This window comes from Streptomyces sp. NPDC048349 (assembly GCF_040651925.1).
Taxonomy (GTDB): Bacteria; Actinomycetota; Actinomycetes; order Streptomycetales; family Streptomycetaceae; genus Streptomyces.
On sequence record NZ_JBEZLA010000068.1, the window covers coordinates 1 to 12,882 of the forward strand.

A 12,882-nucleotide genomic window follows, 5' to 3' on the forward strand; every position below is an offset into this window, starting at 1 on the left:
ACTTCCGGCCCAACAAATACCCCAAGGTTGTTTTCTGCTTGGTGGGGGGGGTTTTGTTTTTGTGGTTGTGGGGGGTGGTTGGGGGGGGGGGGGCCTGGTTGAGGCCCGCCGACGACTGTAAATCGCTGATCGATGATCGATCAAATAAAAGTGACGAAGAAACGTCCAGAGGCCAAAAGTCGGCACCCGGTGCCAGTGAACAAGGCACCCGGTGCCGGGCAAATGGGGGCAATAAGGCCGCTCAGGCCCTCGGCGCGCACCCCAGGACGTGTCGCTTCACGAGCAGACCGATGTCCGGGTCCTGGCTGCGGAACGCCTCGACGAGGGCTTCGTGCTCCTCCGCGTACGACTTCTGGACCGTTCCCAGCCACCGGATCGACAGGGCCGTGAACACCTCGATGCCCAGGCTCTCCCAGGTGTGCAGCAGCACGCTGTTCCCGGCCGCCCGCACCATCTCCCGGTGGAAGCCCACCGTGTGCCGCACCTGGGCCGTGCCGTCCTCGCTGCGGTCGGCCTCCCACAGCGCGGCGACGTGCGGCTCCAGCGCCGAGCAGTCCGATGCCAGCCGCGGCGCGGCCAGCTCGGCGGCGATCTGCTCCAGACCGGCCCGGACCGGGTAGATCTCCTCCAGGTCCGCCGCCGACAGGTTCCGTACGCGCACGCCCTTGTTCGGCGCCGACTCGATCAGCCGCAGCGTCTCCAGCTCGCGCAGCGCCTCGCGCACGGGCGTCTGGCTGACCTCCAGCTCCACGGCGATCCGGCGCTCGACGATCCGCTCGCCGGGCTTCCAGCGGCCACTGACGATCCCCTCCACGATGTGCTCGCGGATCTGCTCGCGCAGCGAGTGCACGACGGGTGGGGTGATCATCCGGGCTTCATCTCCTGTGGGGGCATGCAGAGCTCTGATGCCTAGACAATACGGCGCAGTAGCCCGGGGCGAAGCGTTCGCGGTCAGGGACGCAGGGTGAGGCTGGTTACAGGGACGCTCACGCGGCCAAGAGGCTCTGGATCAGGGCGCTCAGGGCCGCGGCGTGCTGGGGGTGGCGCCCGATGAGGGCGGCGATCTCGGAGATGACCCGGTCCCGGTCGGCGGGTTCGGCGGGAGGCCAGGCGGCGGGCCGGGCCGCGGCCCCGGCCAGGACGCCGGCGAGGGTGAGGTGGACCGTGCCGGTGAACTGCTCGTGGTGGACGAAGAACTCCACGAGGGCCAGGGCCCACAGCAGGTCGGGGCCGGCCTCGGGGGCGCTCAGGACCCGGCGGAGCCGCTCGTCCAGGGCGGGGCGGTCCTCGACGTACCGGTAGGCCTCGGGGATTCCGTCCGCGCGGGCGAGGGTGAGCAGTGCGTGGTGCAGGGCCGAATCGGCCGCACCCAGGTCGGAGCCGAGCAGCTCGAGGGCCTGGTCGTGCAGGAGCGCCGCCGCGTGGTCGGTGAGGAAGGCCCGGGATTCCTCCCAGGTGGACAGGCCGGTCCAGGTGTGGAGGAGTTCCCCGGTGAGGTACGGGCGGAAGGCACCGTCCGGGCCGGCCTGCGCCGCCTCGCGCGCGAGCGGGAGATGCGCCGCGGCGGTCGGGCTGGCCAGGGCCAGCTCTTCCAGGGCGGCCGCGGTGTCGGCCGACCCGAGGTCCTCGGAATGCTCGTCCCAAAAGGCGCGGGAATCGGCCCAGGTCGGACAGCTCATCCACTCGACGGCCAGGTCGAACACGGCCTGCGGCAGCGCCAGCCAGGACGGCGGCTCCGCGCCGGTCGCGTCACGCCACAGGACGGCGATCCGGGAGGCGCGCGAGGTATCGGCCCGGCTGTGGGCGCGCAGAAGGTGCCGCGCGCGCGATCCCGTCGGATCCGGGCTCCCCGGCTGCACCGGCCCCTGGGACAGGGCGACGAGGGTGCGCAGGCCGGCCGTGGAATCGCCGTGGGTGACCTCGAGCTCCGCGCGGCCCAGCGTCAGGTGGCGGGCCGCCTCCGGATGGGGGGCCAGGGCACGCTCGGCCTCGGCGTAGGCGGCGAGGGTCTCCTGCACCGTGGCGATGCGCCGGAGGTTGTTGAGGGACATGACGAGGTTCGGCAGGTAGGCGGCCGGGTTGGTGCGGGCCAGGTCCCGGTACAGGGCCGTGGCCTCGGTGATGGTCGCCAGTGCGCCGCGCCGGTCCCCGTTGTCGCTCTGGGCGTTGGCGAGGTTGTTGAGGGTCCCGGCGAGGTCGGGGACGTGGGCGGCCGGGTTGGCGCGGGCGAGTTTCCGGCGGAGGGCCGTGGACTCGGTGATGGTGGCCAGCGCGTCCTGCCGGTTCCCGGTCTCGCTCTGGGCGTTGGAGAGGTTGTTGAGGGACATGGCGAGGCTGGCCAGGTAGGCCGGGCTGGTGCGGGCGAGGTCCCGGTAGAGCGTGGTGGCCTCGGTGATGGTGGCCAGTGCGGCCTGTCCGTCTCCGGTCTCGCTCTGCGCGGTGGCGAGGTTGTTGAGGGTGCCCGCGAAGTCGGGGAGGTAGGCGGCCCGGTTGGCGCGGACGAGGTCCCGGTAGAGGGTCGCCGCCTCGGTGATGGTGGCCAGTGCGGCCTGTCCGTCTCCGGTCTCGCTCTGCGCGGTGGCGAGGTTGTTGAGGGACATGGCGAGGTCGGGGAGGTAGGCGGCCGGATTGGCGCGGGCGAGGTCCCGGTAGAGGGTCGTGGACTCCGTGATGGTGGCCAGGGCGCCCTGCCGGTCACCGGTCATGATCTGGGCGTTGGAGAGGTTGTTGAGGGTGCCCGCGAGCTCCGGGAGGTAGGCGGCCGGATTGGTGTCGGCGAGCTTGCGGCGGAGCGCGGCGGCCTCGGTGATGGTGGCCAGTGCGCCCTGCCGGTCTCCCGTCGTGCGCTGGGCGGTGGCGAGGTTGTTGAGGCACAGGGCCAGGCTGGGGAGGTAGGCGGCCGGATTGGCGTTGGCGAGGTCCCGGTAGAGGGTGGTGGCCTCGGTGACGGAGGCCAGAGCGCCTAGTTGGTCTCCCGTCTCGCTCTGGGCGTTGGCGAGGTTGATCAGGGACCCGGCGAGCTCGGGGAGGTGCGCGGCCGGATTGGCGCGGGCGAGGTCCCGGTAGAGGCCGATGGCCTCGGTGATCGTGGCCAGCGCGCCCTCCCGGTCTCCCGTCTGGCCACGGAAGCTCGCGAGGTTGTTGAGGGCGCCGGCGAGGTTGGGGAGGTACACCGCGGGGTTGGCGTCGGCGAGGCCGCGGCGCAGGGCGGCGGCTTCGGTGATCGTGGCCAGAGCGCCCTGCCTGTCGCCGGTCTCGCCCTGGGCGTTGGCGAGGTTCACGAGGGACGTGGCCAGGTCGGGGAGGTAGGCCGCCGGGTTCGTGCGGGCGAGGTCCCGGTAGAGGGTGGTGGCTTCGGTGACGTTGGCCAGTGCGTCCTGCCGGTTCCCGGTCTCGCCCTGGGCGTTCGCCAGGTTGTTGAGGGACATGGCGAGGTCGGGGAGGTAGGCGGCCGGGTTGGCGCGGGCGAGGTCCCGGTACAGGGTGGTGGATTCGGTGATGGTCGCCAGCGCGCCCTGCCTGTCCCCGGTCTCGCCCTGGTAATTGGCGAGGTTGTTGAGGGCGCCGGCGAGGTCGGGGAGGTAGGCGTCGGGGTTGGCGTCGGCGAGGTCCCGGCGGAGCGAGGCGGCCTCGGTGATCGTGGCCAGGGCACTTTGCCGGTCTCCGGCCTGGCCCTGGACGTTGGCGAGGTGGGCCAGGCAGGCGGCGAGGTTGGGCAGGTAGGCGTCGGTGTCGCTGCGGGCGAGGTCCCGGTAGAGGTCGACGGCCTCCTGAGCCGGGGCGAGGGCCTCGATGCGCCTCCCGGCCCGGGACAGCGAGACCGACACACTGGCCAGCGCCGCGGCGAGGTCCGGGCGGAACACGTCCTCCCGGACGGCCGCGAGCTCACGGACGAGCGCGATGCCGCGGGCGTCCGCGGCCGCCGCGTGTGCCGCGAACGACCGGCGTACGTAGGGGTTCGCGGCCTCGATCACCGTGGCGTCGGCCGTCTGCTCCCGCAGGAGGCGGACCAGCGCGCTCGCCACGCGGTACGCCGCGTCGGACTCCTGCGCCGTGTGCCGCAGGTGGCCGATGAACTCCCGGTGGTAGAGGCGGTACACCGCCTGCACCCCGTCGGTGTCCTCCACGATGTAGCGGCCGTACGTGTTCAGCAGCCAGTCCACGTCCTGCGGGCCGTACGCGGTACCGCCGGAGCCCAGGGCCGAGGCCGCCGCCTCCCAGACCCCCCGCGCCGGCATGCCGTTGCCCGCGCTCCAGGCAAGCGCGGTCAGCAGGTCCTCGGCGGCGTGCGGAAGGACCACGCCGTCCCGCTCCCGCTTCGGCCCCTCCGCCAGGTCCTCGGTGAAGGCGGCACTGATGGACGACGGAATGGCCTTTGCCCAGTCCAGCGGCTCCGAGCCGTCCGACCGCTCCGACGCGGCGGCGAACCGCCTGGTCACCGAATCCGTCGCCATCCGGGCGAAGAGGAAGCCGCCGGTGTGGGCGGACGCGCGGTCCGCGATGAGACCGGCCGCGGTCGCCGCGTCCCCGGGTATCAGCTCGCGGGCCTGCAGCCGGCGCAGGCAGTACGTGCGGATGTCGTCCTGGGTCCCGCTCTCGTCGTCCAGGTCGCAGGCGCGGGCCCGGACGTCCAGCAGCCGGCTCACCGCCTCGTCCAGGGGCTCCTGGAGTTGCTGCTGCGGGCGGAAGGGGCGGTCCCGCGAGCCGAGCAGCACGCAGACCAGGCGGCTCAGAGGAGCCAGGAGCTGTTCGACGATCGGGTGGGCCTGGTCGGGGGCCGCCTCGTCCAGCCCGTCCAGGACCAGGGCCGGGAGGCGGTCCGGGCACGCCGCGGGCCACTTCTTCTCCACCTCGGCGATCAGCGCCGCCGGAGTCTGCGGGACGGGAAGGTCCAGCTCGCGGGCGATGGCCTCGGCGAGCTGCTGCACCGTGTAGCCGCGCAGGTGCAAGGAGGCGTCCACCGCGCGCTCGCCCGGGTCCGGATCCCCCGGTGCCAGGGCCCGGTGCCTGACGATGTCCTTGCGGTGGGCGGGATCGGACAGGGTCGCGATGCGCCCGAGGACGGCCGACTTGCCGCTTCCCGCACTGCCCGTCACCAGGAACAGGCCCGGCTGCCGCACGGCGAGCCACTCGGTGATCCGCCCCAGCACGTTGCGCCGTCCGCTGAAGAACCAGCCCCCGTCGTCCACGGGCGCACCACGGCTCGCCTGCACCAGGTGCTCGACCAGCTCCGGCTCCGGGGCGCTCTTGCGCAACGGGTTGTCGAACATCAGCCGGGGCTCGCCGAACATGGCCGGGACCGGCCTGTGGCCGACCTCGGCGGGCCACTGGGCGAGCACGGTGTTGATGACCGTGGCCCCGCTGACCTGACCGTTGCGGCTGCTCCACTCGTGGCGGTAGTCCTCGGTGCACGGCCCCTCGCGCAGCACCCGGGTGAGGGTTTCCAGCAGGATGCCCGCGGCCTCGGCCTTCTCCTGGGGACGGCTGCTCGCGAGCACCCCGAGCCATGCGGACCGGCCCGGGGGCAGGTTCTTCGCGGACAGCTTGCCGAACGCCGTGTCCAGCGACTCCATGACCCCCGCGCCCGCATGGCAGGTGTCGATGAGCAGCAGCATCTGGTCGGCCCCGCTGCGCACGGCCGCCTCCGTGAGCAGGTTGGCCGAATATGTCTCATCGCCGTACTGGGCGTCGTCCGTGTCGGTCAGGACCAGGCGCAGCCCCCAGGCGTCGAGCACACCGTGGCCGGACCACAGGATGACGGCGGGACCGCGGACCTCTGCCGCGGCCCGGCCCGTCGCCCAGTCCTTCACGGCGGCCTTGATGTCCGGCTGCCCCGGGTCCGGCAGCACGGTCGACCGGTAGCCCCGGGCCTCCAGGAGCGCGCACAGCTCCCGCATCTGGGAGACGGCCCCGGTCAGCGGGCGGAACTTCTGCGCGTTCCGGTAGTTCTCGACCACGATTCCGAGGGCCGTCCCCCGGATCGCGTCGGCGTCGCGCTCACTCACCGCCTCCTCCCACCAGGGTCAGCGCCGTCACCGTGGTCTCCGCGTGGGCGGTGACCCGTACCGCCAGCCGGTACGCCCCGGGATCCGGCGCCGGGAAGGCCGTGGCGTACCGGCCCTCGCCGAGGGGGCGCAGCGTCCGGGGCAGCGGCTGCGCGCCGTCGGCCGGGCGGAGCTCCGCCGTGAGGTGCAGCGCGTCGTGGTCCGGGACCTGCGGCGGGACCGTCACGGCGACCTCGTACGGTTCCCCCGGCTCCAGCAGCGGGGGAGCGAGCACGCTCAGCGGAACCCCGCCGCCGGCCTCGTCCCGGTGGAACGGGCCCGCGTGCCCGAGCAGGCCCGACAGGGCGTCCCGTACGCCCGGGTTGTTCTGGAGGGACCCGTGCTGCTCACAGGGTGTGTGGGCCTCGTCGACCGCGTACCCGGTGTTGTCCGCGTTCGTGGGGCGCGCGGCGAGGCGGGGCACCGTGCCGTCGCCGCGTTCGTCGGTGCCGTTGATGAGCCACAGCGGGGTCAGCCCGCTGCCGGTGGGCTCCGCCGTCGTCAGGGTCGGCTGGCGGATGCCCGTGACGGCGTGCAGGGGCGTGGGGTCGGGGCGGTCGGCGTACCGGCGCAGGTCCGCGTGGAAGCGGGCCGCGTCCGCCAGCAGCTCGGGGTCGATGCCGGGCAGGCCCGGCAGGTCACGGGCGTACGCGAGGCCCCCCGGAGCCGTCACGCAGGCGTAGTCGGGGGCCAGCTGGTGCAGCGAGGGCAGGCTGCGCGCGAACGCGCCGAGGTCGACGCCCAGCCGCCCCCAGCCCTTGCGCAGCCCGTTGACCAGATGGCCGAGGGCGTCCAGGGAGCCGCGATGCGGGGTGCCGAGGGTGATCAGGCGGCGGGTGACCTCGTGGCCCCCGAGGACCTCCACGTAGTGGCGGGCCACCAGCCCGCCCATGGAGTGGCAGATGAAGACCACCCTCGCGTCGCCGCGCTCGGGGGAGGAGGCCCGCCAGCGTTCCAGCTCGCGGGCGACGACCTTCCTCAGCCGCTCCGCGTTGTAGCGGCACGACAGGCGCCAGTCGTACGGGAAGGGCACGAGGTTGGCCCCGGGGGACAGGGTGAAGGACCGCTCCAGCCAGCCCAGGAGGTCCGTGTAGCCGTCGACCGGCTGCCAGATCCCGGGGATCGCGTGCACGTCGGGCATGACCCCGACGGGGAGCACCCCGTCGCCGGGGTGGTCGTCCCCGATGTCCTTGGGCAGGCGCAGGCGGTTCACGGAGCCGCCGAAGGTGCGCAGGCCGCGCCACAGGGCGCCGCCCGACAGGTCCCAGACCGGCTTGCCGTCGGCGTCCGCGAGCCGGCTCCCCATGATGCCCGGCAGTACCACCACAAGATCGTTCACCCGTGCACGTGACATGCATGCCCCCGCTGGTCGTCCCTGGACCGGCAGGGTAAGACGACGGCGCCCCTGCCCGGAGTGGTTTCCGGACAAGGGCGCCGTACGTGTGACTGCCGCCTCGCGGCGGGGAGCCTTACAGGCCGAGCTCGACCTCGAACTCGCCGGCTTCCAGGATGGCCTTGACGGCCGAGAGGTACCGGGCGGCGTCCGCGCCGTCCACCAGGCGGTGGTCGTAGGACAGCGTCAGGTACGTCATGTCGCGGATGCCGATGTTGGTGCCCTCGGCGGTCTCGATGACGACCGGGCGCTTCACCGTGGCACCGATGCCCAGGATGGCGACCTGGTTCGGCGGCACGATGACCGTGTCGAACAGGGCACCGCGCGAGCCGGTGTTGCTGATGGTGAAGGTCGCGCCCGACAGCTCGTCCGGCGTGATCTTGTTGCCGCGGACCTTGGCGGCCAGGTCGGCGGTCGCCTTGGAGATGCCCGCCAGGTTGAGGTCACCGGCACCCTTGATGACCGGGGTCATCAGGCCCTTCTCGGAGTCCACGGCGATGCCGATGTTCTCCGAGTCGAAGTAGGTGATGGTGCCCTCGTCGTCGTTGATCCGGGCGTTGACGACCGCGTGGGCCTTCAGCGCCTGGGCGGCGGCCTTGACGAAGAACGGCATCGGGGACAGCTTGACGCCCTCGCGGGCGAGGAAGCCGGCCTTGGCCTTCTCGCGCAGCTTCATGATCTTGGTGATGTCCACCTCGACCACGGAGCTGAGCTGCGCCTGCGAGTGCAGGGCCTTCATCATGTTGTCGCCGATGACCTTGCGCATGCGGGTCATCTTGACGGTCTGACCGCGCAGCTCGGACACCGCGGCGGCCGGGGCCTTGGCGGCGGCCGGGGCAGCGGCCGGGGCCGGGGCGGCAGCGGCGGCCTTGGCGGCCTCGGCGGCGGCCAGGACGTCCTGCTTGCGGATGCGGCCACCGACGCCGGTGCCCGTGACCGTGTTCAGGTTGACGCCGGACTCCGAGGCGAGCTTGCGCACCAGCGGGGTCACGTACGCGCCCTCGTCACCCGCGGAGACCGGGGCGGCGGGAACGGCGGGCGCGACCGGTGCCGGAGCGGCCGCGGGGGCCGGGGCGGCGGCCGGAGCCGGGGCGGCGGCCGGGGCCGGAGCGGCGACCGGGGCCGGAGCCGGGGTCGCGGCCGGAGCCGGAGCGGCCGGAGCCGGAGCGGCCGGAGCGGCAGCCGGAGCCGGGGCGGCAGCCGGAGCCGGAGCGGCGGCGGCCGGGGCCGCACCCGCGACACCGATGACGGCCAGACGGGCGCCGACCTCGGCGGTCTCGTCCTCGCCGACCAGGATCTCGAGCAGCGTGCCGCCGACCGGCGCGGGGATCTCGGTGTCGACCTTGTCCGTGGAGACCTCGAGCAGCGGCTCGTCGGCCTCGACGGACTCGCCGACCTGCTTCAGCCAGCGGGTGACGGTGCCCTCGGTGACGGACTCGCCCAGGGCGGGGAGCACGACATCGGTGCCGGACGCGGCGGACGCGTCGGCGGCGGGGGCGGCCTCGGCGGCCGGGGCGGGGGCCGCGGGGGCCTCCGCGACCGGAGCCGGGGCGGCTGCGGGCTCGGCGGCAGCGGGCTCGGCGGCGGCGGCCGGAGCCGCGGCCGGGGCGCCCGAACCGTCGTCGATGACGGCCAGCTCGGCGCCGACCTCGACGGTCTCGTCCTCGGCGACCTTGATGGAGGCCAGGATGCCGGCGACGGGCGAGGGGATCTCGGTGTCGACCTTGTCGGTCGAGACCTCGAGCAGCGGCTCGTCGGCCTCGACGCGCTCGCCCTCGGCCTTCAGCCAGCGGGTGACAGTGCCCTCGGACACGCTCTCTCCGAGCGCCGGAAGGGTTACGGAAACCGACATGGTTTCAGTTGCTCCTAACGAATGTGCGGAAGTGGTCGTCGCGCCCGTGACGATTAGTCGTGGGAGTGAAGCGGCTTGCCGGCGAGGGCCAGGTGGGCCTCGCCCATCGCTTCGTTCTGGGTCGGGTGCGCGTGGATGAGCTGCGCGACCTCGGCCGGCAGGGCCTCCCAGTTGTAGATCAGCTGGGCTTCGCCGACCTGCTCGCCCATCCGGTCACCGACCATGTGGACGCCGACCACGGCACCGTCCTTGACCTGGACGAGCTTGATCTCGCCCGCGGTCTTGAGGATCTTGCTCTTGCCGTTGCCCGCGAGGTTGTACTTCAGGGCCACGACCTTGTCCGCGCCGTAGATCTCCTTGGCCTTGGCCTCGGTGATGCCGACCGACGCGACCTCGGGGTGGCAGTAGGTGACGCGCGGGACACCGTCGTAGTCGATCGGGACGGTCTTGAGACCGGCCAGACGCTCCGCGACCAGGATGCCCTCGGCGAAGCCGACGTGCGCGAGCTGGAGGGTCGGGACGAGGTCACCGACGGCCGAGATGGTCGGCACGTTGGTCTGCATGTACTCGTCGACCAGGACGTAGCCGCGATCCATCGCGACGCCCTGCTCCTCGTAGCCCAGGCCCTGGGAGACCGGGCCGCGGCCGACCGCGACCAGCAGCACCTCGGCCTCGAAGGTCTTGCCGTCGGCCAGCGTCACGCGGACGCCGTTCTCCGTGTACTCGGCCTTGTCGAAGAAGGTGCCGAGGTTGAACTTGATGCCGCGCTTGCGGAACGCGCGCTCCAGCAGCTTCGAGCTGTTCTCGTCCTCGACCGGGACGAGGTGCTTGAGGCCCTCGATCACGGTGACGTCGGAGCCGAAGGACTTCCACGCCGAGGCGAACTCGACGCCGATGACGCCGCCGCCCAGGACGATCGCGGACTGCGGCACGCGGTCCAGGACCAGCGCGTGGTCCGAGGAGATGATGCGGTTGCCGTCGATGTTCAGGCCCGGCAGCGACTTCGGCACGGAGCCGGTCGCGAGCAGCACGTGGCGGCCCTGGATGCGCTGGCCGTTCACGTCGACGGACGTCGGCGAGGAGAGGCGGCCCTCACCCTCGATGTAGGTCACCTTGCGGGAGGCGACCAGGCCCTGCAGGCCCTTGTACAGGCCCGAGATGACCTCGTCCTTGTACTTGTGCACGCCCGCGATGTCGATGCCCTCGAACGAGGTCTTGACACCGAACTGGGCGGCTTCACGAGCCTGGTCCGCGATCTCGCCCGCGTGCAGCAGAGCCTTCGTGGGGATGCAGCCGTTGTGCAGGCAGGTGCCGCCGAGCTTGTTCTTCTCGATCAGGGCAACGTCCAGACCCAGCTGGGATGCGCGCAGAGCCGCGGCGTAACCGCCACTGCCACCGCCGAGGATCACTAGGTCGAAAACGGTGCTGGCGTCGTTCGCCACGTCACGTCCTCCATGCATGTGCGCCGGGCACCGGTCCTCTGTGACCGGGCGGCGGCTGGTAATCGGCCGCTAGTTCTTCGGCCCTGTGGTGGGGGCCCTGTCCTGCCGAGAACCCATCTTCGCATTTGTCGGCGGAACGCGGGACGCCGGGCCCACGATGTGGCAGGGCGTTCTGCCCGAAGTGAGGGTTACCAGTGCGTAGAAACCTACGGATTTCGTTGTGGGTGAACATGGCTCAAGCCTTGATCAAGTAGGTGATCAAGGCTTGAGACATGTCACATCCGGCGTTGCGGGGCTACGTCAGCCCAGGTCACCGGTGGCCGTACGCTCGGCCAGGCGGACCAGGGTGCGCACGGCGGAGCCGGTGCCGCCCTTGGGGGTGTAGCCGTACGGGGCGCCCTCGTGGAAGGCCGGGCCGGCGATGTCGAGGTGGGCCCAGGTGACGCCCTCGCCGACGAACTCCTTGAGGAAGAGGCCGGCCACCAGGCCGCCGCCCATGCGCTCGCCCATGTTCGCGATGTCGGCGGTGGGGGAGTCCATGGACTTGCGCAGCTCGGCGGGGAGCGGCATCGGCCACGAGGACTCGCCGACCTCCTCGGCGATCTCGTGGACCGAGGTACGGAAGGCGTCGTCGTTCGACATGATGCCGAAGGTGCGGTTGCCCAGGGCCATCATCATCGCGCCGGTCAGGGTGGCGACGTCGACGATCGCGTCCGGCCCGTCCTCGGAGGCCCGGGTCAGCGCGTCGCCGAGGACCAGGCGGCCCTCGGCGTCCGTGTTGAGGACCTCGACGGTCTTGCCGCTGTACATGCGCAGCACGTCGCCGGGCTTGGTGGCGGAGCCGGAGGGCATGTTCTCGGCGAGCGCGAGCCAGCCGGTGACGTTGACCTGCAGGCCCAGCTTCGCGGCCGCGACCACGGAGGCGAAGACGGCGGCGGCGCCGGCCATGTCGCACTTCATCGTCTCGTTGTGGCCGGCCGGCTTCAGGGAGATGCCGCCCGAGTCGTAGGTGATGCCCTTGCCGACGAAGGCCAGGGTCTTGACCGCCTTGGGGTGGGTGTAGGCGAGCCGCACCAGGCGCGGCGGGTTCTCGGAGCCCTTGCCGACGCCCATGATGCCACCGAAGCCGCCCTTGACCAGCGCCTTCTCGTCCAGGACCTGGACCTTGATGCCGTGCTCCTTCGCGGTCGCGGAGGCGACGGCGGCGAAGGCCTCGGGGGTGAGGTCGTTCGGCGGGGTGTTGACGAGGTCGCGGGCGATGTTGACCTCGGTCGCCACGACCGTGGCGCGCTCGACCGCGGCCTTGTGCTCCTTGTCGCGCGGCTTGGCGCCGAGCAGGGCGATCTCGGCGAGCGGCAGCTTGGGGCCGCCGTTCTTGTCGGCGTTCTTGGAGGTCTTCGTCTCGCCGCCCTGGTAGGCGGTGAAGGTGTACGCGCCCAGCAGCGCGCCCTCGGCGACGGCCGTGACGGCGGAGGCGTCGTCCAGGGGGAGGGCGAAGGCCGCCTTCTTGGAGCCGTGCAGGGCGCGGGCGGCGGCGCCGGCGGCGCGGCGCAGCACCTCCTCGTCGAACGACTCGTCCTTCTCGGGGACGGAGCCGAGCCCGACCGCCAGCACGACCGGGACCTTCAGGCCCGCCGGGGCCGGCAGCTTGGTGGTCTCGCCTTCGGCGCCCGAGGCGCCGACCGCGTCGAGCACGGCGGCGAGCTTTCCGTCGAACGCCTTGTCCACGGCCTCGGCGCCCGCGGCGACGACCGGCCCCTTGGGGCCCTTGGCGACACCGACGACGAGGGCGTCGGCGCGCAGCGTCGCCGCGCCGGCAGTGCTGAGAGTCAGAGCAGTCACGGTGGTGAAGTCTCGCTTCCGTTTGTGTGTGTGGGCCGAGTGGGTGGACGGCCATCCGTGGCGATCGTATTCCGGCCCGACGGCTGCCAGAAATGAGCCTACGCGTAGGCACTCTTCCGTACGTCACTCGAAGGTTTGTCAAGTTGTTCGATCAAGGCGCCGGGAGATTCACCCATCTGTGGACTCTGCTCCAGGTTTGCCTCGTAGACCTGACGAGGTCCGAAAGACTCGGTCCACTCTCGCAAGGGGACGCGGGGTTCCTTTGCATGATTTCCACAGAGCCTCCCCGGCCCGGCCGACCGCCATGGG

The 12,882-nt window shown here is 72.1% G+C and carries 6 protein-coding genes; all 6 read right to left on the reverse strand.

Going from position 1 to position 12,882, the window contains the following annotated elements:
• Positions 1 to 241 precede the first annotated feature (241 nt).
• Complete coding sequence (locus tag AB0D44_RS28840) at positions 242 to 865, reverse strand: GntR family transcriptional regulator (protein ID WP_362596269.1); 624 nt, start codon at positions 863 to 865, stop codon at positions 242 to 244.
• Between the two features lie 121 nt (positions 866 to 986).
• Entirely contained in the window at positions 987 to 6,005 is a 5,019-nt protein-coding gene (locus AB0D44_RS28845; RefSeq protein ID WP_362596221.1) for a caspase family protein, read from the reverse strand.
• Positions 5,998 to 7,383 (reverse strand): hypothetical protein, encoded by a 1,386-nt coding sequence (locus AB0D44_RS28850; RefSeq protein ID WP_362596223.1) that lies wholly within the window; start codon positions 7,381 to 7,383, stop codon positions 5,998 to 6,000. Before AB0D44_RS28850 ends, AB0D44_RS28845 begins: the two co-directional genes overlap by 8 nt.
• A gap of 130 nt (positions 7,384 to 7,513) precedes the next feature.
• Positions 7,514 to 9,289, reverse strand: coding sequence for a 2-oxoglutarate dehydrogenase, E2 component, dihydrolipoamide succinyltransferase (sucB, locus tag AB0D44_RS28855; protein ID WP_362596225.1), 1,776 nt, complete (start codon positions 9,287 to 9,289; stop codon positions 7,514 to 7,516).
• 53 nt (positions 9,290 to 9,342) lie between these two features.
• Positions 9,343 to 10,731, reverse strand: a complete 1,389-nt coding sequence (gene lpdA / locus AB0D44_RS28860) for a dihydrolipoyl dehydrogenase (RefSeq protein WP_362596227.1) — start codon at positions 10,729 to 10,731, stop codon at positions 9,343 to 9,345.
• A 300-nt stretch (positions 10,732 to 11,031) separates the two neighbouring features.
• Positions 11,032 to 12,573 (reverse strand): leucyl aminopeptidase, encoded by a 1,542-nt coding sequence (locus tag AB0D44_RS28865; RefSeq protein WP_362596229.1) that lies wholly within the window; start codon positions 12,571 to 12,573, stop codon positions 11,032 to 11,034.
• Positions 12,574 to 12,882 lie beyond the last annotated feature (309 nt).